We start from the raw sequence: 25,721 nt of genomic DNA, 5'->3' as shown, positions 1-25,721 counted from the left end.
TAATTTGATGGCACCCGGGAAAGCGGTGCCTTAATGGAGTTGCGTAGCAAGTGTCGTGCCGCCCGGCAGGCAGAAACGACAAAGGGCCCCGACGGGGGCCCTTTGTGTTTTACATCAAAGACTTATCAGGCAAACGGATGACGCAGAACGATGGTTTCGTTGCGGTCCGGCCCCGTCGAAATAATGTCGATCGGCGCACCGACCAACTCTTCAACGCGCTTGATGTAGTTGCGGGCCGCCACTGGCAGCTCTTCCAGGGTCTTGGCACCCACGGTCGACTCGGTCCAGCCGGGCATCTGCTCGTACACCGGCTCCAGGCCGATGTAGCTGTCGGCGTCGGTCGGTGCGTCGATGACGGCGCCGTCCTGGTTCTTGTAGCCCACGCAGATGTTGATGGTTTCCAGGCCGTCCAGTACGTCCAGCTTGGTCAGGCACAGGCCCGAGATGCTGTTGACGTCGATGGCGCGACGCAAGATGACGGCATCGAACCAGCCACAACGACGGGCACGCCCGGTGGTGGCACCGAATTCGTGGCCTCGCTTGGCCAGGAAGGCACCGACGTCGTCGAACAGCTCAGTCGGGAATGGACCCGAACCGACGCGCGTGGTGTAGGCCTTGGTGATACCCAGGATGTAGTCCAGGTACATCGGGCCGAAACCCGAACCGGTGGCGATGCCGCCGGCGGTGGTGTTGGAGCTGGTGACGTACGGGTAGGTACCGTGGTCGATGTCCAGCAGCGAACCCTGGGCACCTTCGAACATGATGTCCTTGCCGGCGCGGCGCAGTTCGTGCAGCTCGGCGGTGACGTCGAGCATCATCGGCTTGAGCAGCTCGGCGTACTCCATGCACTCGTCCAGGGTCTTCTGGAAGTCGATAGCCGGTTCTTTGTAGTAATTGACCAGGACGAAGTTGTGGTAGTCCAGCAACTCACCCAGCTTGGCGGCAAAACGCTCACGGTGGAACAGGTCACCGATGCGCAGGCCACGACGGGCCACCTTGTCTTCGTAGGCCGGGCCGATGCCACGACCAGTGGTGCCGATCTTCAGCTCGCCACGGGCCTTTTCACGGGCCTGGTCCAGCGCCACGTGATAGGACAGGATCAACGGGCAGGACGGGCTGATACGCAGGCGCTCACGCACCGGTACGCCTTTTTCTTCCAGCTTGATGATTTCCCGCAGCAAGGCATCGGGCGCAACCACCACACCGTTGCCGATCAGGCACTGGACGCCTTCGCGCAGCACGCCCGACGGAATCAGGTGCAGGACGGTTTTTTCACCGTCGATCACCAAGGTGTGGCCTGCGTTGTGGCCACCCTGGTAGCGCACTACGGCGGCAGCATGTTCGGTCAGCAGATCAACGATCTTGCCTTTGCCCTCATCACCCCACTGGGTGCCCAGGACTACGACATTCTTACCCATAACACTTGTCCTCATTCGCGCAAACTTGGTGCCGGCCGCGGCCGGCGGGAAAACTCAAGAAGCCAGCGGCAATACTTGCCAAAGCCCGTTCTGCTGAATCAATTGTCGGTCGCAGTCCGCTTCACGGGCGGCGGCCAAAGGCTGCCCAGGCAAAGCCTGGACAACACGCTGACCCTCACTGCGCAACTGACAGACTGCCTGCCAGAGTGCCGCATCCGTACTGTCAGGCATCCAGATACCGCCAGACGGTAGCTCGACTTCAGCACGCCCCAGGGTCACCAGGGTTTTCAAATCGGTGGAGAAACCGGTCGCCGGACGGGCGCGCCCGAAGTCGGCACCGATGTCGTCATAACGGCCGCCCTGGGCGATGGACTGACCCACGCCCGGCACGAACACGGCGAACACAACGCCAGTGTGATAGTGATAACCGCGCAACTCGCCCAGGTCGAAATACAGCGGCAACTCGGGGAAGCGCACCGACAGACGCTCGGCAATCGCCAGCAAATCGTCCAGCGCGGCCAACACCGGCGCCGGCGCCTGGGCCAGGCGCTCACGGGCGGCGGCCAATACTTCACGCCCGCCACACAGGTCCACCAGCGCGCGCAGCATGCCCGACAGATCGGCCGGCAAGCCCTCGGTCAGACTGATGACTTCGTCGATGGCCTTGCGTTGCAGGGCATCGAACAACTGTTGCTCCACTTCGCCGGACAAACCGGCCGCACGGGCCAGGCGGCGATAGATGCCGACATGCCCCAGATCCATGTGGACATCCGGCACGTCAGCCAGTTGCAGCATGGCCAACATCAGGCTGATGACTTCCACGTCGCTGCTCGGGCTGGCATCGCCATACAACTCGGCGCCCAGCTGGATCGGGCTGCGCGAAGACGACAAGGCACGCGGCTGGGCATGCAGCACGCTGCCGGCGTAGCACAGGCGGCTCGGACCTTCACGGCGCAGGGTATGAGCATCGATGCGCGCCACTTGCGGTGTGATGTCGGCACGAAAGCCCATCTGCCGGCCCGACTGCGGGTCGATAACCTTGAAGGTGCGCAGATCCAGGTCCTGGCCCGCGCCGGTGAGCAGGGATTCCAGGTACTCGATATGCGGGGTGACGACGAACTCGTAACCCCAACTCTGGAATAGATCCAACACCTGCCGACGCGCTACTTCGATACGCGCAGCTTCCGGTGGCAGTACTTCTTCGATGCCATCTGGCAGCAGCCAGCGGTCTACCGTTGCCATTACGCCATTCCCCTATGGTCCGGGCGGCCAGCTTTCGGCTGGCCTTGAGTGAAGCAGAAAATGCCTGCGCCAGGCGCGCAGCTTGGGCAAAAAACGCGCAAGAGCGACGTGACGAATGGCCCGCAATCGGCCTCGCCCGGCACTTCCCTCGAAAAACCTGTCGAGTCGTTCAACTCGACGCCTGCACCTATAAACCGCAATCGAACGTGCAGACGCAAAAAAGCCGGGAATTTCCCGGCTGCCGCATCATACACACGTTTTCCCAAAGGATCACCCCGCCCGACGCTTTAGCCGCCGGGCGGAGTGTTTCAGGTCAACGTCGCATCAAGGCTTGGACTTTTCCAGGTAGTGGAAGAAGTCGCTGCTTGGGTCCAGGACCAGGACGTCGGATTTGTTCGCGAAGCTTTCACGGTAGGCACGCAGGCTACGGTAGAACGCGTAGAACTCCTGATCCTGACCGTAGGCCTTGGCGTAGATCGAAGCGGCCTGGGCATCACCATCACCCCGGACCTCTTCCGATTCACGATAGGCTTCGGCCAGCAGCACGCGGCGTTGGCGATCGGCGTCGGCACGGATGCCTTCGGCCAGCTCGTTACCCTTGGCGCGGTGCTCGCGGGCTTCACGCTCACGCTCGGTGCTCATCCGCTCGAACACGCTGCGGTTCACTTCCTTCGGCAGGTCGATGGCCTTGACCCGGACATCGACCACTTCGATACCCAGCTCTTTTTCCGCCATCGCATTCAGCGAACGGGTGATGTCGGCCATGAGCGCATCGCGCTCACCGGACACCACTTCATGCAACGTGCGCTTACCGAACTGGTCACGCAGGCCCGATTCCAGACGACGGGACAGACGCTCGTCGGCGATCTGCTTCAGGCCCGAGGTCGCGGTGTAGAAGCGCTCGGCATCCTTCACGCGCCACTTGGCATAGGCGTCCACCATCACGGCTTTCTTTTCCAGCGTCAGGAAGCGTTGCGTCGGCGCATCCAGCGTCATCAGGCGAGCGTCGAACTTGCGCACCTTGTTGACGTACGGCACCTTCACATGCAGCCCCGGCTGGACATCAGCCTGGACCACGCGACCGAATTGCAGCAACACCGCGCGCTCGGTCTGAGCCACGATGTAGAAGCAGTTCCAGGCAGCGATCGCCACGACGACACCGACAATAAGGGCGATCAGCGATTTATTGCTCATCAGCGACTCTCCCTGGTACGTGCTTGCTGTTGTTGCAGGTCCGCCGCCGCGCGGGTGCCGGCCTCATTGCTGGCCGCCGCCGAACTGGCCGGTGGCGTACTGGTGTTGCGACCGCTCTCGACCATCTTGTCCAGCGGCAGGTACAGCAGATTGCTCTGGCCGTTCTTGTTGCCGGTCACGAGGACCTTGCTGGTGTTGCTGAAGACTTCCTGCATGGTGTCCAGGTACAGACGCTGGCGGGTCACTTCAGGGGCCTTGCGATACTCGGCCACCAGCTTGGTGAAGCGATCAGCCTCACCCTTGGCACGGGAGACCACTTCATCGCGGTAACCGTTGGCATCCTCGATGATGCGCTGGGCCTGGCCACGGGCTTCCGGCACGACGCCGTTGGCATAGGTTTCGGCCTGGTTGCGCGAACGCTGCTCGTCTTCACGGGCACGGATCACGTCGTCGAAGGCTTCCTGGACCTCACGCGGTGCCGCTGCGCTCTGGACGTTGACCTGGGTGACAGTGATACCGGTGCGATAGGTATCGAGGAACCGCTGCAGGCGCTCCTTGATTTCGCTGGCCATCAGTTCACGACCTTCGGTCAGCACCTGGTCCATGGCGGTGGAACCCACCACATGGCGCAAAGCACTTTCGGTCGCGTGCTGCAGGCTGATTTCCGGCTGGTCGACGTTCAGCACGAAGTCCTGCAGGTTGGTGATCTTGTATTGCACGGTCAGCGGCACTTCGACGATGTTCTCGTCTTCGGTCAGCATCTGGCCCTGCTTGGTGTACGCCCGCTCACGCGTGACGTTCTCCATGTACTTCTGGTCGATCGGCGGGAAATAGATGTTCAGGCCCGGCCCAACCGTCTCGTAGTACTTGCCGAAGCGCAGCACCACCGCCTGCTCCTGCTCGTCCACGACATAGACCGCGCTGTACAGCCAGACAGCCGCCAGCACGACGAGACCGATGCCGAGCAGGCCGAAACCACCGCCCTTGCCCGAACGACCGCCACCCTCGTCACCGCGTTTTTTACCACCACCGAACAAACCGTTCAGGCTTTCCTGCAGCTTTCGGAAGGCCTCGTCGAGATCCGGCGGCCCCTTGCGGTCGCCGTTGTTACGACGCTTGCCACCCCAAGGATCCTGATTATTCGAGTTGCCACCCGGCTCATTCCAAGCCATAGCGCTCTCCATCTGATAAAGCAAAGACGCACCCACGGCGCGCCGACCAATGCTACAGAATGCCTGACACCGCTTTCTCAGGCTTTTATTGCAAAGTGTGTTGCTCGATGAATTCCATCGGTTGCAGCCCTTCGCGACTGACCAGTCGGTTGAGCTCCGCCCGAGGCAGGCGAACAGCCAGCAGGCAGACACCTTCTTCGTCGTGTTCTTCTTTTTGCACCGCCCCCAGCTCGAAAAACTGCGCACGCAGCCGGGCGAAACGTTGCGGCAACTTCAGGGTGCCGACAAACAGATCGTTGCCCAACAGCTCGGCCACGGCCTGCTTGAGCAGGTCCAGGCCGCTGCCATCGCGGGCCGACAGCCAGACCCGTTGCGGCTTGCCGTCGGCATCGCGCTGGATCTGTGGCTCCACGCCTTCGAGCAAATCGAGTTTGTTGTATACCTCGAGGATCGGCAAGTCCTGGGCTCCGATCTCGCCCAGCACCACCATCACCTGCTCGATCTGCAGCATCCGGTCCGGCTCGGCGGCATCGATCACGTGCAGCAGCAGGTCGGAGTTGCTCGACTCTTCGAGCGTAGCCCGGAAAGCCTCGACCAGCTTATGCGGCAGGTGACGGATGAAGCCCACGGTGTCGGCCAGCACGATCGGCCCGAGGTCGTCCAGGTCGAGCCGGCGCAGGGTCGGGTCGAGCGTTGCGAACAACTGGTCGGCGGCGTAGACGTCGGATTGGGTGACATTGTTGAACAGGGTCGATTTGCCGGCGTTGGTATAGCCCACCAGTGAAACCGTCGGGATATCCGCGCGCTTGCGACCACGTCGCGACTGCTCACGCTGGCTGCGGACCTTTTCCAGCCGCCCCTTGATCTGGCGCAGGCGAACCCGCAACAGGCGTCGGTCGGTTTCCAGCTGGGTTTCACCCGGGCCGCGCAGGCCGATACCGCCTTTCTGCCGCTCAAGGTGAGTCCAGCCGCGAACCAGCCGCGTACTCATGTGTTCAAGCTGGGCCAGTTCGACCTGGAGCTTGCCTTCATGGGTGCGGGCGCGCTGGGCGAAGATATCGAGGATCAGCCCCGTGCGGTCGATCACGCGACACTCGAAGACACGTTCGAGGTTACGTTCCTGACTGGGCGTGAGGATGTGATTGAAAATCACCAGATCGACCTGCTCGGCCTTGACCAGGTCGCGCAACTCCTCGACCTTGCCACTGCCGATCAGGAACTTGGCGGTTGGCCGATGACGCGGCACGTTGAAAAACGCGACGGTCTCGGCGCCGGCCGAAAGTGCCAATTCCTGAAACTCCTGCGGATCTTCGCGCGCCTCAGGGTCCTGTCCATCCAAGTGAACGAGAATGGCCCGTTCACCACCACCGTGGCGCTCAAAGAACAAAGGAGGCTCCTATCAGGCGTTACCCGGTTCAGCGTCACCGCCTTCGGATTCGGTTGCGCTAGGCAGACGAATTGGACGAACTGGCACCACTGTCGAGATCGCGTGCTTGTAGACCATCTGGCTGACGGTGTTTTTCAGAAGGATGACGAACTGGTCGAAAGACTCGATCGTGCCTTGCAGTTTGATCCCGTTGACCAGATAGATGGACACCCCAACTTTCTCTTTACGTAAAGTGTTCAAGTAAGGGTCTTGTAGCGAATGCCCTTTTGACATGTGCCGCACTCCTTTAAGGATCAATAATAAAAATCGGAATCAGATGGCTTGGGCCGTCACACCCCCAAGGATAGACGGCAATTGCAAGGACTCAGCTCAATATGGAGATGGTCCCGAGGTATTTCAAGGCGCGTGGCAGATTGTCGCAATCGAGACTGTCGAGCCAATGCAGGTCAGTCCAGCTGCGCAGCCAGGTGAACTGGCGTTTCGCCAATTGGCGCGTGGCAATGATCCCACGCTCCTGCATCTCGGCTGACGTCAGCTTGCCGTCCAGGTAGTCCCAGACTTGTCGATAACCCACCGCACGTATAGACGGCAACCCGGCATGCAGGTCACTTCGCTCACGCAGGGCTACGACCTCGTCTATGAACCCCTGTTCCAACATTAATGTGAATCTTTGTTCAATTCGCCGATGCAGCACTTGCCGGTTCGCCGGAGCGATGGCCAGATTCGCGACAGTATAGGGCAATTGTTGCAGTCCCGAAGCGGCTGCTTCAGTACTTTGCGCAGATTGTCGCTGGCGCAGGGCGGTCATGCTCTGACCGCTGACCCGGTAAACCTCAAGGGCCCGACTGAGCCGCTGCGGGTCATTGGGGTGAATACGCGCCGCCGACTCCGGGTCGATGACCGCCAATTGCTCGTGCAAGGCCTGCCAGCCCAGGCGCGCGGCCTCTTCTTCGATCTGCGCGCGCACCTCGGGATCGGCCGCCGGCATGTCCGCCAGCCCGTCGACCAAGGCCTTGTAATACAGCATCGTGCCGCCCACCAGCAGCGGGATCTTGCCCCGCGCGGTGATCTCGGCCATGGCCTGGAGCGCGTCACGGCGGAAATCAGCCGCCGAATAAGCCTCGGCCGGGTCCAGGATATCGATCAGGCGGTGGGGAAATTCGGCCAGCAGCTCCTTTGACGGCTTGGCGGTGCCGATGTCCATGCCCCGGTAGACCAGGGCCGAATCGACGCTGATCAACTCGCAGGGCAAGACCTTGGTCAATTCGATGGCCAGGTCGGTCTTGCCAGCGGCGGTCGGGCCCATCAGGAAAATCGCAGGGGGCAACTGGCTCATCAACGACCGCGCAGGAACAGTTTGTCCAGGTCGTCCAGGCCCAGTTGGGTCCAGGTCGGCCGGCCATGGTTGCATTGACCGCTGCGCTCGGTGTTTTCCATGTCCCGCAGCAGGCCGTTCATTTCCGGCAGGGCCAGGCGCCGGTTGGCGCGGATCGCGCCGTGACAGGCCATGGTGCCGAGCAGTTCGTTCAGGTGCGCCTGGATCCGGTCGCTGGTGCCGTACTCCATCAAGTCCGCCAGCACGTCGCTGACCAGGCGATTGGCCTCGGCCTGCTTCAACAAGGCCGGGATCTGGCGGATCGCCAGGGTTTCCGGGCCCAGGCGCTGCAATTCGAAGCCCAGGCGCTGGAACCAGGCGACATGCTCTTCGGCGCAATCGGCTTCACGCTGGCTGACCGCCAGGGACTCGGGCACCAACAGCGGCTGGCCGCTCAGGCCTTCGCTGGCCATGGCGATTTTCAGCCGTTCGTACATGATCCGCTCATGGGCGGCGTGCATGTCCACCAGCACCAGGCCCTGGGCATTTTCCGAGAGGATATAAATGCCTTTGAGTTGCGCCAGGGCATAGCCCAGCGGCGGGATATCGCCCTGGCCGTCGGGCAGCGCCGCCGCACCGGCTTCCGGCAGGGGCTTGAAGAATTCGCGATAGGCCGCCTGGGCCTCGGCTGCCGGCACGCTGGATTGCGGGCGCGGGGTGTATTGATACTGATAGCCGCTGCCAGCACCGCTGCCGGCCGTGTTGTAGTTCGGCTGAGGCTGGGGTTGCTCCAGCAGGGCATTGGCCGCCAGGCGCATCTCGCCCTGGGGCCCGAATTCACCCGCTTCCAGCCCCGTTGGCCGGACCATGCCTGCCACTGTCGCCGGAGCCGCCAATTGATCTTCCGGACGCACATCGCCCAAGGCACGGTGCAAGGTGCCGTAGAGGAAATCGTGGACCATGCGCCCGTCACGGAAGCGCACCTCGTGCTTGGTCGGGTGCACGTTGACGTCCACCACCGCCGGATCGACTTCGAAAAACAGCACGAAGGTCGGATGCCGGCCATTGAACAGCACATCGCGATACGCCTGGCGCACCGCGTGGGCCACCAGCTTGTCGCGCACCGCCCGGCCGTTCACGTAGAAATATTGCAAGTCCGCCTGGCTGCGGGAGAACGTTGGCAAGCCGACCCAGCCCCACAGGTGCAGGCCATTGCGCTCCACCTCAATGGGCAAGGCCTGCTCCAGGAAACCCGCGCCACACACCGCGCCCACGCGCCGGGCGCGGGCGGCATCGTCATGGGCCTCGTGCAGGCTGAGGATGGTCTTGCCGTTGTGGCGCAAATGGAACGCCACGTCAAAACGCGCCAAGGCCAGGCGCTTGATGACTTCTTGCAGGTGATCGAATTCAGTCTTCTCGGCCTTGAGAAACTTGCGCCGAGCCGGGGTATTGAAGAACAAGTCGCGCACTTCCACCGAAGTGCCCACCGGATGGGCCGCGGGCTGGACGCGAGACGCCATGTCGCGGCCTTCGGTCTCGACCTGCCAGGCCTGCTCGGCGTCGCGGGTGCGGGAGGTGAGGGTCAGGCGCGACACCGAACTGATGGACGCCAGCGCCTCGCCCCGGAACCCCAGGCTCATGACCCGCTCGAGGTCTTCCAGGTCGCGGATCTTGCTGGTGGCGTGACGCGCCAGGGCCAGTGGCAGGTCGTCGGAGGAAATACCGCCGCCGTCATCGCGCACCCGCAGCAGCTTGACGCCACCCTGCTCGACATCCACATCGATGCGCCTGGCCCCCGAATCGAGGCTGTTTTCCAGCAGCTCCTTGATGACCGACGCCGGACGCTCGACCACTTCACCGGCGGCGATCTGGTTCGCCAGCCGAGGGCTGAGCAGTTCGATGCGGGCGGTGCTGCCGATCACTTCGTCACTCATTGCTTGACCGCCACTTCATTGCCCGGAATGGTCAGGGTCTGGCCAATCTTGAGCTCATCGCTCTTGAGATTGTTGGCGCTGCGCAAGGTGGCGGGCGACACCTGGTAGCGTACGGCAATCATCGCCAGGGTTTCGCCAGGGTTGACGCGGTGATCCCGTGGCCCCTGGGCGATCTTGCCGGAGTCCCGCAGCCAGGCGATGTAGGTGCCCGGCGGTGGGTTCTGCTGGAAGAACTGCCGCACGCCGCTGCTGATGGAGCGGGCCAGGGCCTGCTGGTGGCTCGACGTTGACAGTTTCGAGGCTTCGTTGGCGTTGGAGATGAACCCGGTTTCCACCAGGATCGACGGGATGTCCGGCGACTTGAGCACCATGAACCCGGCCTGCTCGACGCGCTGCTTGTGCAGCGGCGTGACGCGACCGATGTTGCTCAGGACCTTCTGGCCGACGTTCAGGCTGGAGGTCAACGAAGCCGTCATCGACAAATCGAGCAATACACCGGCGAGCATCCGGTCCTTGTCGTCGAGGCTGACGTTACCGGCACCGCCGATCAGGTCGGAACGGTTTTCGGTGTCGGCCAGCCAGCGGGCGGTCTCGGAAGTCGCGCCACGGTCGGACAGGGCAAACACCGAGGCCCCGAACGCTGCCGCCGAAGGCGCGGCGTCGGCGTGGATGGAGACGAACAGGTCGGCGCCTTTCTTGCGGGCGATTTCAGTGCGACCACGCAAGGGAATGAAATAGTCGCCAGTGCGGGTCAGTTCGGCGCGGAAGCCTTTCATGCCGTTGACCTGGCGCTGCAATTCACGGGCGATGGACAGCACCACGTCTTTTTCACGTTGCCCGCGCGAGCCCGAGGCACCCGGGTCTTCGCCACCATGACCGGCGTCGATCACCACGATGATGTCGCGCTTGCCGGCCGGGGCCGGTGGCAGCTTGAGCGCAGGCTCGGTCGGGGTCACCGGCACCGCGGGCACCGTGGCAACCTTGGTCGGCGGTGGTGGCGGTGGGTCGGCATCGGCCGGGTTGTCGAACAGGTCCACCACCAGCCGGTTGCCGTACTGGGCATTGGGGGCAAGGGTGAAGCTTTTCGGGGTCACGGCTTTTTTCAGGTCGATGACCACCCGCAGGTCGGTCGGCGTACGCTGGGCCGAGCGCATCGCGGTGATCGGCGTATTGGCGGTGGCGACGTTCAGCGGCGCGCCCAGGGAAGCACCGTTGATGTCGATCACCAGGCGATCCGGGGCGGTCAGGGTGAATATGCTGTGCTGCACCGGCCCCGTCAGGTCGAACACCAGACGCGTGTTGTCCGGCGCCCGCCAGAGGCGAACGCTGTTGACCTTTGTCTCGGCCACAGCATCGACGGCCAGTGCCGTAAGCAACAGTCCTACGACAGCAACCACCGCGCGAAAGCGCATACCAAACCCCATCATCAATTAGTTTCCAATGCCAAAGCGGCACACCACGACTCACCACGGGAGCCTTGCGGCGTCAGTTTCAGCGAACGCCCGCCGTTCTGCGCGCCAATGGTAATGGTCAGGTCGGGCTTTGGCAAAAAGCCTGCACCCTTCTGGGGCCATTCGATCAGGCACAAGGCGTCATCTTCGAAATAATCGCGGATGCCGAGGAACTCCAGTTCCTCAGGATCCACCAGTCGATACAGGTCGAAATGGAAGGCGCGGATGTCGCCGATCTCATAGGGCTCGACCAAGGTGAACGTCGGGCTCTTGACTGAACCGACGTGCCCGAGGCCGCGGATGATGCCACGGGACAAGGTGGTTTTCCCCGCGCCAAGGTCGCCTTCGAGAAAAATCAGGCCGTGACCGGCGGTGACCTGCGCGATGCGGGCGCCAAATTGTGTCATGGCTTGTTCGTCCGCCACGTACAGGGTTACTTCAGACACGGTGAATGCTCCTCCAACAACTGACGAATGGCCGGGATCAGATCGGTTGCCGCCAGTCCTCGGCCCGAGCGACCGGCCTGGGCACCGGCATTGGCATGCAGCCAGACCGCCAGGCACGCGGCCTCGAAGCCTTCCATACCTTGGGCCAGCAAGGCCCCGACCACGCCGGCCAGCACATCCCCCAGACCGGCGGTGGCCATGGCCGGATGGCCCTGACTGCAAACCGCCAAGCGTCCGTCCGGGCTGGCGATCAGGCTGCCGGCGCCCTTGAGGATCACCGTGGCGGTGTATTTCTGGCTCAAGGCCTGGGCCGCCGCCGGGCGATCGGCCTGCACCTGAGCGGTGGATATTTCCAGCAGGCGCGCCGCCTCGCCCGGGTGCGGGGTGATGACACATTGCGCAGGCAGACGGACATCGCCGGCACTCAACAGGTTCAGCGCATCGGCATCCCAGACTTGCGGCAGTGGCGCATTGGCCGCCGCCGACAACAGGCTGCGCCCCCAAGCGGCCTGGCCCAGGCCCGGCCCGACCACCAGCACGCTGGCCTGTTGGAGCAAGCCCATCAATTGGTTCGCCGAATGGGTGCCCTGCACCATCACTTCCGGCAGACGCGTCAGTGCGGCGGACACATGCTCGCTGCGGGTCGCCAGCGAAACCATGCCCGCGCCGCAGCGCAGGGCGCTTTCGGCGCTCATCTGGATGGCGCCGCCGAAGCCCCGGTCGCCACCGATCAACAGCACGTGACCGAACTTGCCTTTATGAGAAGTGGCAGCGCGAGGCGTCAGACGTGGCAGATTACTGGGTAGGAGCAGCCGGGCACTGGCCGGTGCCGCTTCAACAATATCCGGATCGGCGTGCAGGTCATTGAACACCAGCTCTCCGACCCGGTCCGCCGCTTCGCCGGTGAACAACCCCAGTTTCAAGCCAATGAAGGTCACGGTCAGGTCGGCCGCCACCGCCGTGCCCAGCACCCGGCCGGTGTCGGCGCACAACCCCGAAGGAATATCCACCGCCGCGACCGGCAGGCCGCTGACGTTGATCGTATCGATGGCCTGCACATAAGGCTCGCGCACATCGCCACTCAGGCCCGTGCCGAGCAGAGCGTCCAGCAGCACGCCACGCAACTCGGCCTCATTCGACCACGGCTCCATCGGCACGCCCACCGCCACGGCCTCGGCGTGGGCATTGGCCGCGTCCCCCTGCAATCGCCGGGGCTCGCCCACCGTCAGGACCCGCACCGACCAACCGGCGCGCCGGGCCAGGGTCGCGACCAGATAGCCATCACCGGCATTGTTGCCATGGCCGGCCAGCACGGTCAGCTCGCGGGCGTCAGGCCAGCGCCGGACGATCGCTCGCCAGGTGGCACGGGCAGCGCGCTGCATCAATTCGAAACCGGCGGTGCCGGCCGCGATCAGTTGAGCATCGAGGGCCCGGACCTGCGCGGCGCTGTACAGCGCGTCGGGAAAATCATCTTTAGTGTGCGGCATGCGTCTTCGGGCTCCGATGTCTGGCAGAATTATACGCATCTCAGCTCCGGTTTCTCTCGCCTCATGCCTGCCATTCCCACAGACCTCCCCGCCCTCGCCCAATCCATCAAGGAATGGGGCCGCGAGCTGGGCTTCCAGCAGGTCGGCATCAGCGGCCTGGACCTGGTCGAGCATGAACAGCACCTGCAACGCTGGCTCGAGGCCGGCTACCACGGCGAAATGGACTACATGGGCGCCCATGGCAGCAAGCGCTCGCACCCTGAGGAGCTGGTGCCGGGCACGCTGCGGGTGGTGTCCCTGCGCATGGATTACCTGCCGGGCGACACGCACATGGCGCAATTGCTCGGCCAACCGGAAAAAGCCTACGTCTCGCGTTATGCGTTGGGCCGCGATTACCACAAATTGATCCGTAAACGCGTGCAGCAATTGGCGGAAAAAATTCAGGCGGTCATCGGCCCCTTTGGCTACCGCGCCTTCGTCGACAGCGCACCGGTGCTGGAAAAAGCCATCGCCGAACAGGCCGGCCTGGGCTGGATCGGTAAAAACACCCTGGTATTGAACCGCAAGGCCGGCAGCTATTTCTTCCTGAGCGAGCTGTTTGTCGACCTGCCGCTGCCCATCGACCCGCCCCACGGCACCGAGCATTGCGGAAAATGCACCGCATGCCTGGACATCTGTCCGACGAATGCCTTCGTCGGGCCCTACGTGCTCGATGCTCGCCGCTGCATTTCCTACCTGACCATCGAGCTGAAAAGCGCCATTCCCGAAGAGCTGCGGCCGCTGATCGGCAATCGGGTGTTCGGCTGTGACGACTGCCAGATCGTCTGCCCGTGGAACCGCTTTGCCCGGCCGTCCGGGGAAAGCGACTTCAAGCCGCGGCACAACCTGGACAATGCCGGGCTGGCCGAGCTGTTCATGTGGGACGAAGAGAAATTCCTCAGCAGCACCGAAGGTTCACCATTGCGCCGTGCCGGTTACGAGCGCTGGCTGCGCAACCTGGCGGTGGGCCTGGGTAACGCGCCGTCCACGATTCCCGTGCTGCAAGCCCTGGAGGCACGGCGCGACTACCCGTCGGAACTGGTGCGCGAACACGTGGCGTGGGCGTTGCGCCAACATGCCGAGCGTCAGACCTCGTCGTTGTAGACGAACTTCGGCATTTCCCAGTGAAAGCGAATCGCCAGGAGCCGCAGCAGGAAACCGCCAAACAAGGTGATGAGGATCGCCTGTTCGTTCGGCAGTTGCAGGAAGACACACAGCAGATAACACCATGCCGCGGCAAATGAAACACTGGCGTAGAGTTCGCGACGGAAGATCAGCGGAATATCGTTGCAGAAGATGTCCCGCAAGATGCCGCCGAACACCCCGGTGATCACCCCGCTGACCGACGCCACCAGCATGCCATGGCCCATTTCCAGGGCCGTCATGCAGCCGATCAGGGTGAACGCCACCAGGCCCACGGCGTCGAGCACCAGAAACAGCGAGCGCAGATGGCGCATCCAGCGCGCCAGGAACACCGTCAGCATTGCCGCGGCGGTGGTCAGTACCAGGTATTCCGGGTGTTTGACCCAAGTGAGTGGGTAATGACCGAGCAGCACGTCGCGCACCGAGCCGCCACCCAATGCCGTGACACAGGCGATCAGCACCACACCGAACCAATCCATACCCCGCCGCCCGGCGGACAAGGCGCCGGTCATGGCTTCGGCGGTGATGGCGATCAGATAAAGCATCAGCAACATGATGGCGGTCCATACGGGAAGGCGCGCAGTCTAGCCAGTTTGGGCAGGCACCAAAAGAGGGCGCGGCCGCGTCTTCTGCCTGAGCGCCATACCGCCAAGTTCAAACTACCCCCTGTGGCGAGGGAGCTTGCTCCCGCTCGGCTGCGCAGCAGCCGCCAAACCGGACAATTCGGCCTACCTGAAGCTGTTGGGGCCTGCTGCACAGGCCAGCGGGAGCAAGCTCCCTCGCCACAAAAGCAATCTGGCCAGCCGCTGGGGTGCCGGTTAGAACTTGATGAAGTGCTTACGGTAGTGCTGCAACTCGGCAATGGACTCGCGGATGTCGTCCAGGGCCAGGTGGGTGCTGCCCTTCTGGAAACTGTCGCGCACTTCTGGCGCCCAGCGGGCGGCCAGTTCCTTGAGGGTGGAGACGTCCAGGTTGCGGTAGTGGAAGTAGCTTTCCAGGGATTTCATGTGGGTATAAAGGAAGCGACGGTCCTGGCAGATGCTGTTGCCACAGATCGGCGACTTGCCCTTGGGCACCCACTGCTCCAGGAACGCGAGGGTCTGGGCTTCGGCTTCGGCCATGCTGATCTTGCTCTCGCGCACCCGCTGGGTCAGGCCCGAGCCGCCGTGCTGGCGCGTGTTCCACTCGTCCATGCCGGCCAGGATCGCGTCGCTGTGGTGGATCGCGATCACCGGGCCTTCGGCCAGGGTGTTGAGGTCGCTGTCGGTGACGATGGTGGCCATTTCAATGATGACGTCGGTGTCTGGGTTCAGACCGGTCATTTCCAGGTCGATCCAGATCAGGTTCTGCGGGTTTTGCATAGGGAAGCTCCTCGGCGTAGCCACGCAGTTTAGCTTAGGCAGGCCCTTGGGCGTGCTAAACTCGCCGCCGTTTTACCCTATTCGCTGCATTTCTTCATACGGAACACCCATGGCCAAACGCCAACTCAATCGTCGTCAGAACTGGCGCATCGAAAAGATCCAGGGCGAGCGCGCCGCGCGCGCCGCCAAACGCGAATCCAGTGCTGTCGAAGCCCTGGAGGGTGGCGACCTGGGCCCAGAACAGACCGGCCTGGTGATCGCCCACTTCGGCGTGCAGGTCGAGGTCGAGGCCCGGGAAGGCGAACTGGCCGGCCAGGTGTTCCGCTGCCACTTGCGCGCCAACCTGCCGGCGCTGGTGACGGGCGACCAGGTGGTCTGGCGTGCCGGCAACCAGGGCATCGGCGTGATCGTCGCGCAGTTGCCGCGCCACACCGAGCTGTGCCGTCCGGACAGCCGAGGCCAGCTCAAGCCGGTGGCCGCCAACGTCGACATGATCGTCATCGTGTTCGCCCCGTTGCCCGAGCCCCACGCCAACCTGATCGACCGTTACCTGGTGGCCGCCGAACACGCGGGTATCCGTCCGTTGCTGCTGCTCAACAAATTCGACCTGATCGACGAACACAACGCCCCGGCGCTGAACGCCCTGCTGTCGGTCTATCGGGACTTGGGTTATCCGGTACTGGAAGTCTCGGCCCATCACGGCAACGGCATGGAACAATTGCAACGGCAACTGGACGGGCGCATCAGCGTGTTCGTCGGCCAGTCCGGCGTTGGCAAGTCTTCGCTGGTCAACAGCCTGCTGCCGGAAGTCGAGACCCGTGTCGGGCCGTTGTCCGAGCTGTCCGGCCAGGGCACCCACACCACCACCACCGCGCGGCTGTTCCACTTCCCTGGCGGCGGTGAATTGATCGACTCGCCGGGTATCCGCGAATTCGGCCTGGGCCACGTCAGCCGGGCCGATGTCGAAGCCGGGTTCATCGAGTTCAACGAGCTGATCGGCACCTGCCGCTTCCGCGACTGCAAGCACGACCGCGAACCCGGTTGCGCCCTGCTCAAGGCCCTGGAAGAAGGTCGCGTGCATCAGCAACGGATGAACAGCTACCGCTCGATCATCGCCAGTTTGCCGGAAAGCAGTTACTGACCCGGCAGGACACCTTTGTGGCGAGGGAGCTTGCTCCCGCTTGAGTGCGAAGCACTCCCCTTGGATGGGGCTGCTTCGCAGCCCAGCGGGAGCAAGCTCCCTCGCCACAAAGGCAAGCAAGCCCCAAGTAAACAGTCACCCACAAAAAAGCCGACCTCGAGGTCGGCTTTTTTGTTTGTGGATTACTGCGCCGGCGGCTCAGCCGGTTTCGGCGCGACGTCGTCGAACAGGTTCAGCCGCTCGCGCAGCTCATGGGCTGGCACGGGTTGCTGGTCCGCCGGCAACGCATTCGGATCGGCCGCCGCCCCAGGTGCGTCGGATGGAGCAGGCACTTCACCCGGTGCACCCACGCCCTGGGCCGGATCGGGCGCCGGATCGGGCGCCGGATCGTTGGTTTGCGAACCCTCGATGGCCTGCTGGGCCTTCTTGGTCAACACCACGATATCGATACGCCGGTTGACCGGGTTGAACGGGTCCTTGCGATCGAACAGCGCCGAAGACGCATAACCGACCACCCGCGCCACCTGCTCGTCCGGATAGCTACCGGCCACCAAGGCGCGACGGGCCGCGTTGGCGCGGTTGGCCGACAATTCCCAGTTACCGAAATCGCCTTTGCCAACGTAAGGCTTGGCATCGGTGTGACCGCTGATACTGATCTTGTTCGGCACCGCCTTGATGGTGTCGGCCATGGCCAGCAGGATGTCTTCGAAATACGGTTTCAGGCGCGCGCTGCCAGAGTCGAACATTGGCCGGTTATCAGCGTCCATGATCTGGATGCGCAGGCCATTCGGCGTGATCTCGAACAGGATCTGGTCCTTGAATTTCTGCAGTTGCGGATTCTCTTCGACCTTGTTCTGCAACTCCTGCAACAGCAACTCCAGGCGCTCGCGCTCGACCTGTTCGGCCATGCCTTCGACCTGCTCGGAATCCACCGTCACCTTGTCCGGCTGGGGCTGGGACTTGACCTCGGGATTGAGGGTGTTTTCCGGCGCCAGGGTCGGCGAACCGCCCAGGTCGATGATGTAGGGCGTGCCGCTTTCGGAAAAGCCGACCGGGTCCTTGAAGTAACCGGCGATGGCGATCTTCTGTTCCGGGGTGGCCGTGGACAGCAGCCACAGCACCAGGAAGAACGCCATCATCGCCGTTGCGAAGTCGGCGAAGGCGATTTTCCAAGCGCCCCCGTGATGCCCGCCGGCTATGCGCTTGACGCGCTTGACGATGATCGGTTGATTATTTTCCATAACTTAACGACCGCGAACCGCTTGTTCCAGCTCGGCGAAGCTTGGACGGTGCGCCGGGTACAGGACCTTGCGACCGAACTCCACCGCCAGCGATGGCGGCATGCCCGAGGCCGAGGCCACCAGGGACGCCTTGATGGCTTCGTAGACGTTGAGTTCTTCCTTGGCATCGTGGGCCAGGGAATGGGCCAGCGGACCGAAGAAACCGTACGCGGCCAAAATACCGAAGAAGGTCCCCACCAGTGCCGCACCGACGTGCAGGCCGATGGATTTCTGGTCGCCATCGCCCAGGGACGCCATGGTCACCACGATCCCCAATACCGCCGCGACGATACCGAAGCCAGGCATGCCGTCGGCGATACCGTTGACCGCGTGGGACGGGTGCTCCAGGTCTTCCTTGAGGCTGTACAGCTCCATGTCGAACAGACCTTCGAGCTCATGGGGGGCCATGTTGCCGGACGACATGATGCGCAGGTAATCACAGATGAACGCCGTCATGCGTTCATCCTTCAGCACCGAGGGGTACTTGGCGAAAATCGGGCTGGCGGCGGCGTCTTCGATATCGCCCTCGATCGCCATCATGCCTTCGCGGCGGCTCTTGTTGAGGATCTCGTAGATCAGCCCCAGCACCTCGAGGTAGAAGGTGTGGCTGAAACGCGAGCCGAACATGCTCAAGGATTTCTTGAGCACATGCATCGTCATATAGCCTGGGTTGGCCTGCAGAAATGCACCGAGGGCCGCGCCACCGATGATCAACACCTCGAAGGGCTGGATCAGGGCGGCAATCTTGCCATGGGAGAGTACGTATCCGCCGAGTACGCTCGCGAACACGACAATGATGCCGATAATTTTAGCCATAGATAGAAAGTACTTATTTAAGTCGGGTTCAAGGTCATATTCGGAAGCTGAAAAATCTCTTCTTCTACTTATCGGCAAAACTGCGCCAGACTATAGGCTGTTCTGGCGAAAAGCCAATTTGCCCCGTGCCGGGCGTAGAGAATTCATACGATGATCACGTCCAGCCATGACTAACGAAACCAAGGTTCCAACACCCCGACCGACCACCCTCGAGGGCTGGGTAAAGCTGCTCAACGGCGTGCATCTGCCAGTGCCCCAGGCCAGCCACGACCTGGTCTGCAAGGCCCTTGCCGACAGCCGCCGCTCATTGCGCGACATCGCCGACCTGATGCAGGACAGCCCCGCACTGGCCCTGAGCGTCATCCGCGAAGCCAACCATCACACCCATGGCAGCCTTGCAGAACCCGCGGAAAACCTCGAAGTGGCCATCAACCGCCTCGGCCTCAAGCGTACCGAGGAGCTACTCGCCCGCCTGCCGTCGTTGCCGGGGCATGAAATACCCATCGCCTTGCGCCAGTTGCAGTTGATCAGCCAGCACGCCACGCAACAGGCCAATGGTTTTTTTGCCAGCCGCCTGGCGCGGCTGTGGCAAGACATACATTGGGGCAGCCTGTTGTTTCTGTCGCCGCTCTGGCCCCTGGCCCTGACCCACCCGCGATTGCTGGGGGAGTGGGAGTTGCGGGTTTTCCATAAAGGCGAGCCTGCGCTCAAGGTGGAGCGCGAGCTGTTCGGCGTCCGCCTGCTGGAAATCTGCCTGGCGCTGGTGGAGACCTGGCGCTTGCCCGTCTGGGTGGCGCAAGGTTATCGCCTGCTGCTCAATGAACGCCGCGAGCTGGTGAAAGTCCTGCGCATCGCCCGGGACAGCGAACACCCGCTGCGTCAGCAGAATCGCCTGGACGACGACCCGATCCTGCGGCGCTGGCTCAACCAGCCGGCCAACACCGTGTTGCTGGCCAACGGCCTGGCACTGGCCGCACAACAGGCCTGGGACAGCCCCGCTATCACCCGCTGGCAGTACCTCACCAGTTTGTATCTGCAGATGTCGATGGATGAGGTCCAGCAACAATTGCACCAACAAGCGGCCAACAGCGCCCATCATCACGCCATGCCGGACCTCTGGCACCCCGCCGTGGCGCTGATCTGGCCTGCGGGCAGCCGCCGCATCCACCCCGGTTTGCTGCCCGCCGCACCGCCCAGCGCCCAAGACCTGAGCCAGTGGCGCAAGCAATGTTCCGCCATGCTGGTGGAGCCGAGCCCCTTTCGCAATGCCATGCACCTGACCACTTCGGCACGGGACGTCCTGGTGGCCTGCGGCATGCGCCGGGTGATGATCCTGATGGCCGACCGCAGCCAGACCAGCGTGCGCGTACACCAGACCGCCGGTTTGCCCAAGGAAGCCGCGGCCATGAGCTTTACCATCAGCCAGAGCAAAATATTGCAGCGGTTGCTGGCCCAGCAGGGCCAGGTTCGCCTGAACCCGGACAACAACGCACAGTTTTCGGCGCTGCTGCCGCCGGGCCTGCGCAGCCTGTTCCACGGTGAACACCTGCTGTTGCGCTCACTGACCTGCAATGGCCGGGTGATCATGCTGGTGGCGGTGGACCAGGGCGGCGGGCCGTTCTCGGATATCACCGTGCAAGCCTTCGGCAAAACCGTGCAATGCATCGAAAGGGCCCTGCATACCTTTACCAACCGCGGTCGCTGAACTTGCTACAATCCTTTCCCTTTGCGCCCCTGGAGACCTCACATGCCTGACTTCTCTGGCTTGCCGCTGGTGATCGAACCGAGCGAACTGCTGCCACGCCTCGACGCCCGCGAACTGATTCTGGTGGACCTGACCAGCGCCGCCCGCTACAGCACCGGGCATATTCCCGGCGCACGCTTCGTCGACCCCAAACGCACCCAGCTCGGCCAACCACCGGCGCCCGGCCTGCTGCCGGCCAAGGCCGACCTGGAAGCCCTGTTCGGCGAACTCGGGCACCACCCGGATGCGGTCTACGTGGTCTATGACGATGAAGGCGGCGGCTGGGCCGGGCGGTTTATCTGGCTGCTGGACGTGATCGGCCACTCGAACTACCACTACCTCGATGGCGGCTTGCTGTCGTGGCTGGACGAAGGCCTGCCGGTGTCCGTCGACGTCCCTGCGCCCGTGGCGGGCCCGGTCAGCCTGACGCTGCACGAAGCCCCCACCGCCACCCGCGAATACCTGCAAAGCCGTCTCGGTGCCGCCGACCTGGCCATCTGGGACGCTCGCGGCCCGCTGGAATACTCCGGCGAGAAAGTCGTCGCAGCCCGGGGCGGACACATTCCGGGCGCGGTCAATTTCGAATGGACGGCCGGCATGGACCCGGCGCGCAACCTGCGCATCCGTAAGGACATGGCGCAGATCCTTGAACAATTGGGCATCACGCCTGACAAAGAAGTCATCACCCACTGCCAGACTCACCACCGCTCTGGCTTCACCTACCTGGTGGCCAAAGCGCTCGGTTATCCACGGGTCAAAGGCTATGCCGGTTCCTGGGGCGAATGGGGCAACCACCCCGACACGCCCATCGAGCTTTGAAGGTTCTTAAGGACAGTTAATGAAAAACCGTTTGTTCATCCTCACTCAATACCTGCTGCCCCACCACCTGTTGTCGCGGTTGGCCGGTTGCATTGCCGAATGCCGCGTGCGCTGGTTCAAGAACGCCTTCACCGCGTGGTTTGCCAAGCGCTATCAAGTGGACATGTCCCAGGCCCTGGTGGAAGACCTGACAGCGTATGAGCACTTCAACGCCTTCTTCACCCGCGCCCTGAAAGACGGCGCCCGCCCGCTGGACGAAACCCCGGGCGCGATCCTCAGCCCCGCCGACGGTGCCGTCAGCCAGCTCGGCCCGATCGAGCACGGCCGGGTGTTCCAGGCCAAGGGCCACAGCTTCAGCGTGCTGGAACTGCTGGGCGGTGACGCGGCCAACGCAGCGCCGTTCATGGGCGGCGATTTCGCCACCATCTACCTGTCCCCCAAGGACTACCACCGCGTGCACATGCCATTGGCCGGCACCCTGCGGGAAATGGTCTACATCCCCGGGCGGATTTTCTCGGTCAACCAGACCACCGCCGAAAACGTTCCGGAGCTGTTCGCCCGCAACGAGCGCGTGGCGTGCATTTTCGACACCGAGCGCGGGCCGATGGCCGTGGTGCTGGTGGGCGCGATGATCGTGGCTTCCATCGAAACCGTCTGGGCCGGGCTGGTGACGCCACCCAAGCGCGAGCTGAAAACCTTCCGTTACGACGAAGCCGCCCGTGCGCCGATCCACCTGGAAAAAGGCGCCGAGCTGGGACGCTTCAAGCTGGGTTCGACCGCCATCGTGCTGTTCGGTCCAGACCAGGTGAAATGGGCCGAAGAACTGGTGGCCGGCTCGCCGGTGCAGATGGGCCAAGGCCTGGCGCTGCCCAACGCCTGAGTCAAAAACCATCCTCTGTGGGAGCGAGCTTGCTCGCGATAGCCATGTGACTGATACATCGCCATCGCGAGCAAGCTCGCTCCCACAGGCCCATCCAGCGCCGATAGAGCACCTCTTTCGCCCATAACTGCTAGAGTTGGAAAACATCACGTTTATTTCCCGCCGGAGCCCTACACGGCATGAATGAGACCAGCCCTCTCCAGCTATTGCGCGTCCTGACCCCGACACAATCACGCCTGTCGTTCTGCGATGCTACGCCACGGGACCTCAAGCGCTGGATCGCCAACCTCCCCAAGGCCAACATCGGCGAAACGGCCCGCCTGTTGTACCAGGCCCTTGGCGAACTCAACCAACTGCTCACGCCCAGCGACAATCGCCTACAACTGCTCGAACTGCTGCGGCCCGAGGTGTATTACGTCTGCAAACACCTGGAGCGGCACTTCCTGCAACAGGCCATCGTGCTGGACGATCGCTCGCGCAAGATCGTCAACCTGAGCCAGGCCCTGCAAACCCAGCTGGCGATGGGCTACAAACAGATCGTGGCGCGTATCGCGTCGAAATACACCAAGGACCGGGCCCGCCTGCTGAGTACCGCGCTGCAACGGGCGATGCATGCCCTCAACGGCCCGCTGCTGCGTGCCAGCCAGTTGTACAGCCCAGTGCCCGAGGGGCTGTGGCTCGATTTGCATCAGTTGTACCGGATCGCCTGCCTGCACCGCTTGCAACACCTGAGCGTAAGCGACGAGCTGGCCAGCCAGGTTCATCAATTGAACGCCAAGCAAACCTATGTCGTCGCCCTGCTGCTGGGCGCGTCACGCAGCAATCAACTGCGCCAGAGCCAGATCGGGCGCCTGACCGAAGTGCTCGAATCCTGGAGCCAGTGGGTCAAGCTGGACCCTGCCACCGCTGCCAGTAGCCTGTTCGCAGTCGCTCCGGAGCTGGATATCGGGCCACGCTACCGCTCCAAGTTCCGGGCCGAACAGCAGCCGACCTTGCAGGGTTTCGATCCCCAGCCACTGGTGCGTGCAATCGCCACTCACCTGGAACAACCTGCCGATAATACGTTGCCAGTCCCGGGCGGCATGAGCGTCGACACGTTGCATCACCTGCAAGCCGCCTGGGGCGAAGCGGCCGAGCGCAGCTTCCAGCGCACCGAGGGCAACGGCACGCTGACCCTGTGCGTGGGCATGAGCGCGCTGCACTACTACCTCGGCGGCGAGCGCTCTTTCAATGAGATCCTGAAAAGTCCCACCGCCCGCAAGGCCCGCTTCGAAGCCTCGCCGAGCAAGACAAACGACACCTGGAAGCAAGCGTTCGACGCCGCTCCCGCCGGCGACGGCGATCTGCTGCCCTATGAAGAAATCGAGTACCCGGTCAACCCGGCCGATGACGATGGCACCAGCTCCGACAACCAGCATCACTTCCCCACCTACGACCTGCCGATCATCAACCACAGCCCTGGCGGCTACTGCCTCGGTTGGCCCAAGGAAGTGCCGGAACAACTGCAAGCCGGGGAAATGATCGGCATCCGGGACCGCAGCGACCAAGCCTGGAGCGTCGCCGTGGTGCGCTGGATCCGCCAAGTGCGCAACGGCGTCATGCAAATGGGCATCGAACTGGTCGCACCCCATGCGCAGCCTTGCGGGCTGCAACTGGTCCGGGAAAACGAGCACGGTCACTACCTGCGTGGGCTGTTGCTTCCCGAGATCAGCGCCATTGACCTGCCCCCGACCATGATCGCCCCACGCCTGCCCTTCCAGGAAGGCCAGCGGGTGTTGATCAATACCAACGGCCAGGAACGCCGCGCCGGCCTGGACCGCCGGGTGACCAGCACCCACAGTTTCAATCAGTTTTCCTATCACCCGGAAGACTCAGCCGAGGCTGGGGATGGCGGCGACCAGGAGGGGAATTTTGATTCGTTGTGGAAATCGCTCTAGACGGCGCATAGCCCTTTGTGGCGAGGGAGCTTGCTCCCGCTGGGGCGCGTAGCGGCCCTAATCCTGAGACCGAGGAGTGTCAGGTTGGCCGCCTTGGGCCTGCTGCGCAGGCCAGCGGGAGCAAGCTCCCTCGCCACAAAGTGCGTGCCTCCCCAGAGTCGGCGTATTGCTCAAAGCATGTTATTCAGAGCTGCCCGTCACGATCCCTGAAGCCCAGCAGGTACAACACCCCATCCAGCCCCAGGGTGGAAATCGCTTGCCGGGCCGACTGCTTGACCAGCGGTTTGGCGCGGAATGCCACGCCCAGGCCGGCGATCGCCAGCATCGGCAAGTCGTTGGCGCCGTCGCCCACGGCGATGGTCTGCTCCAGGCGCAGGCCTTCTTTTTCAGCCAGTTCACGCAGCAGGTCCGCCTTGCGCTGGGCATCGACGATCGGCTCGACGGCCACGCCGGTCACCTTGCCATCCACCACTTCCAATTCGTTGGCGAATACGTAGTCGATACCGAGTTTGGCCTGCAATTGCTTGGCGAAGTAGGTGAAGCCGCCGGACAGGATGGCAGTCTTGTAGCCCAGGCGCTTGAGCTCGGCGAACAGGGTCTCGGCGCCTTCGGTCAGGCGCAGGGAAGCGCCAATGGAATCCAGCACGCTGACGTCCAGCCCCTTGAGCAGCGCCAGGCGCTCCTTGAAGCTGGCACGAAAATCCAGCTCGCCGGCCATGGCGCGCTCGGTAATGGCCGAGACCTTGTCGCCCACGCCGGCCGCCTTGGCCAGTTCGTCGATGACTTCGGCTTCGATCAGCGTCGAGTCCATGTCGAACACCGCCAGGCGGCGGTTGCGGCGGAACAGCGAATCTTCCTGGAAGGCAATGTCGACATTCAGTTCCTGGGCCACGCTGAGGAACTCGGCACGCAACGCCTGGGGATCGGCCGGCTCGCCGCGCACCGAAAACTCGATGCAGCCCTTGCCCTTGTCGGCCGGGGTGTCCAACGGCATGCGTCCGGACAGGCGGTCGATATGGTCGATGTTCAAGCCATACTGGGCGGTGATCGAGCTGACGCGCTGCAACTGCTCGGCAGTGACCTTGCGCGTCAGCAGGGTCACGATGTGGCGCTTCTTGCCCTGGCCGGCCACCCAATGCTGGTAATCGTCCTCGGACACCGGGGTGAAGCGCACTTGCTGGTCGAGCTTGTAGGCGGTGAACAGGATGTCCTTGAGCACGGACTTGCTTTGTTCGGCGTCCGGGATTTCAACCAGGATGCCGAACGACAGCGTGTCATGGATCACCGCCTGACCGATGTCGAGAATGTTCACACCACCCTGGGCCAGAACGCCGGTAATGGCCGCAGTCAGACCCGGACGGTCGCTGCCAGTGATGTTTATCAGGACGATTTCGCGCAAGGCGCACCCCCGCAGGTGGAAAAAAACCGCATTCTACCCACATTCAGTGACCATCGGGCACCGCCAGTGCTTTGCCGGTCATGGGGCTGTCGCTATACTGCGCGTCAATTTCACGG

General features: G+C 63.1%; 22 protein-coding genes. 6 read left to right on the top strand and 16 right to left on the bottom strand.

The features are described 5' to 3' along the window. Positions 1-125 precede the first annotated feature (125 nt). The 11 genes from AC515T_RS02970 to AC515T_RS02920 form a co-directional block, all read right to left on the bottom strand. A complete protein-coding gene (locus AC515T_RS02970; RefSeq protein WP_003186407.1) occupies positions 126-1,418 on the bottom strand; it encodes an adenylosuccinate synthase in 1,293 nt (430 codons plus the stop codon). A gap of 54 nt (positions 1,419-1,472) precedes the next feature. After that, on the bottom strand, positions 1,473-2,660 hold the full coding sequence (locus AC515T_RS02965) for an ATP phosphoribosyltransferase regulatory subunit (RefSeq protein ID WP_496531378.1): 1,188 nt from the start codon (positions 2,658-2,660) through the stop codon (positions 1,473-1,475). Between the two features lie 324 nt (positions 2,661-2,984). Next, entirely contained in the window at positions 2,985-3,854 is an 870-nt protein-coding gene (gene hflC / locus AC515T_RS02960; RefSeq protein ID WP_053117908.1) for a protease modulator HflC, read from the bottom strand. Next, entirely contained in the window at positions 3,854-5,026 is a 1,173-nt protein-coding gene (gene hflK / locus AC515T_RS02955) for an FtsH protease activity modulator HflK (RefSeq protein WP_496531377.1), read from the bottom strand. Before hflK ends, hflC begins: the two co-directional genes overlap by 1 nt. 85 nt (positions 5,027-5,111) lie before the next feature. Continuing rightward, complete coding sequence (gene hflX, locus AC515T_RS02950; RefSeq protein ID WP_122567306.1) at positions 5,112-6,413, bottom strand: ribosome rescue GTPase HflX; 1,302 nt, start codon at positions 6,411-6,413, stop codon at positions 5,112-5,114. A 12-nt stretch (positions 6,414-6,425) separates the two neighbouring features. Then, entirely contained in the window at positions 6,426-6,686 is a 261-nt protein-coding gene (hfq, locus tag AC515T_RS02945) for an RNA chaperone Hfq (RefSeq protein WP_003186419.1), read from the bottom strand. Positions 6,687-6,777: 91 nt separating this feature from the next. After that, entirely contained in the window at positions 6,778-7,749 is a 972-nt protein-coding gene (miaA, locus tag AC515T_RS02940; RefSeq protein WP_072340136.1) for a tRNA (adenosine(37)-N6)-dimethylallyltransferase MiaA, read from the bottom strand. Next, positions 7,749-9,662 (bottom strand): DNA mismatch repair endonuclease MutL, encoded by a 1,914-nt coding sequence (gene mutL / locus AC515T_RS02935; protein ID WP_496531376.1) that lies wholly within the window; start codon positions 9,660-9,662, stop codon positions 7,749-7,751. The genes miaA and mutL overlap by 1 nt, the downstream gene beginning before the upstream one ends. Next, positions 9,659-11,089, bottom strand: coding sequence for an N-acetylmuramoyl-L-alanine amidase (locus AC515T_RS02930; RefSeq protein ID WP_496531375.1), 1,431 nt, complete (start codon positions 11,087-11,089; stop codon positions 9,659-9,661). Before AC515T_RS02930 ends, mutL begins: the two co-directional genes overlap by 4 nt. Next, positions 11,089-11,559, bottom strand: coding sequence for a tRNA (adenosine(37)-N6)-threonylcarbamoyltransferase complex ATPase subunit type 1 TsaE (tsaE, locus tag AC515T_RS02925; protein WP_496531374.1), 471 nt, complete (start codon positions 11,557-11,559; stop codon positions 11,089-11,091). Before tsaE ends, AC515T_RS02930 begins: the two co-directional genes overlap by 1 nt. Continuing rightward, complete coding sequence (locus AC515T_RS02920) at positions 11,547-13,046, bottom strand: NAD(P)H-hydrate dehydratase (protein ID WP_496531373.1); 1,500 nt, start codon at positions 13,044-13,046, stop codon at positions 11,547-11,549. Before AC515T_RS02920 ends, tsaE begins: the two co-directional genes overlap by 13 nt. A 63-nt stretch (positions 13,047-13,109) precedes the next feature. Between AC515T_RS02920 and queG the strand changes: the two genes are divergently transcribed. Then, positions 13,110-14,189 (top strand): tRNA epoxyqueuosine(34) reductase QueG, encoded by a 1,080-nt coding sequence (gene queG / locus AC515T_RS02915; protein WP_496531372.1) that lies wholly within the window; start codon positions 13,110-13,112, stop codon positions 14,187-14,189. Here the strand turns inward: queG and AC515T_RS02910 are convergent. Both AC515T_RS02910 and orn read right to left on the bottom strand, forming a co-directional pair. Next, positions 14,171-14,785 carry a trimeric intracellular cation channel family protein gene (locus AC515T_RS02910; RefSeq protein WP_170866829.1) on the bottom strand — a complete coding sequence of 205 codons (615 nt, stop codon included), beginning with the start codon at positions 14,783-14,785 and terminating at the stop codon, positions 14,171-14,173. The genes queG and AC515T_RS02910 overlap by 19 nt on opposite strands. Positions 14,786-15,046: 261 nt before the next feature. After that, on the bottom strand, positions 15,047-15,589 hold the full coding sequence (gene orn, locus AC515T_RS02905) for an oligoribonuclease (RefSeq protein ID WP_192261962.1): 543 nt from the start codon (positions 15,587-15,589) through the stop codon (positions 15,047-15,049). A 109-nt stretch (positions 15,590-15,698) separates the two neighbouring features. Between orn and rsgA the strand changes: the two genes are divergently transcribed. After that, on the top strand, positions 15,699-16,730 hold the full coding sequence (gene rsgA / locus AC515T_RS02900) for a small ribosomal subunit biogenesis GTPase RsgA (RefSeq protein ID WP_122567315.1): 1,032 nt from the start codon (positions 15,699-15,701) through the stop codon (positions 16,728-16,730). 182 nt (positions 16,731-16,912) lie between these two features. Here rsgA and motB read toward each other — a convergent pair whose 3' ends face one another. Together motB and motA are read right to left on the bottom strand one after the other, a co-directional pair. Further along, positions 16,913-17,971 (bottom strand): flagellar motor protein MotB, encoded by a 1,059-nt coding sequence (gene motB / locus AC515T_RS02895; RefSeq protein WP_496531371.1) that lies wholly within the window; start codon positions 17,969-17,971, stop codon positions 16,913-16,915. Positions 17,972-17,974: 3 nt separating this feature from the next. Then, the gene (motA, locus tag AC515T_RS02890) at positions 17,975-18,826 is read right to left on the bottom strand and encodes a flagellar motor stator protein MotA (protein WP_053117883.1); all 852 of its coding nucleotides are present in this window, start codon (positions 18,824-18,826) and stop codon (positions 17,975-17,977) included. Positions 18,827-18,992: 166 nt separating this feature from the next. Here motA and AC515T_RS02885 point away from each other — a divergent pair, with 166 nt between their 5' ends. From AC515T_RS02885 to AC515T_RS02870, 4 genes are all read left to right on the top strand, one after another. Continuing rightward, positions 18,993-20,531, top strand: coding sequence for an HDOD domain-containing protein (locus tag AC515T_RS02885; RefSeq protein ID WP_496531370.1), 1,539 nt, complete (start codon positions 18,993-18,995; stop codon positions 20,529-20,531). A gap of 42 nt (positions 20,532-20,573) precedes the next feature. Beyond that, positions 20,574-21,389 carry a thiosulfate sulfurtransferase gene (gene rhdA, locus AC515T_RS02880; protein ID WP_496531369.1) on the top strand — a complete coding sequence of 272 codons (816 nt, stop codon included), beginning with the start codon at positions 20,574-20,576 and terminating at the stop codon, positions 21,387-21,389. A gap of 19 nt (positions 21,390-21,408) precedes the next feature. Beyond that, on the top strand, positions 21,409-22,269 hold the full coding sequence (asd, locus tag AC515T_RS02875; protein WP_496531368.1) for an archaetidylserine decarboxylase: 861 nt from the start codon (positions 21,409-21,411) through the stop codon (positions 22,267-22,269). Positions 22,270-22,448: 179 nt separating this feature from the next. Further along, on the top strand, positions 22,449-24,206 hold the full coding sequence (locus tag AC515T_RS02870; protein WP_496531367.1) for a cyclic-di-GMP receptor FimW-related protein: 1,758 nt from the start codon (positions 22,449-22,451) through the stop codon (positions 24,204-24,206). Between the two features lie 184 nt (positions 24,207-24,390). On the opposite strand, the gene serB is transcribed toward AC515T_RS02870, so the two are convergent. After that, the gene (gene serB, locus AC515T_RS02865; RefSeq protein ID WP_092205345.1) at positions 24,391-25,605 is read right to left on the bottom strand and encodes a phosphoserine phosphatase SerB; all 1,215 of its coding nucleotides are present in this window, start codon (positions 25,603-25,605) and stop codon (positions 24,391-24,393) included. Positions 25,606-25,721 lie beyond the last annotated feature (116 nt).

This window comes from Pseudomonas sp. FSO-7 (genome assembly GCF_059579345.1).
This window is presented reverse-complemented; position numbering and strand designations above follow the sequence as displayed.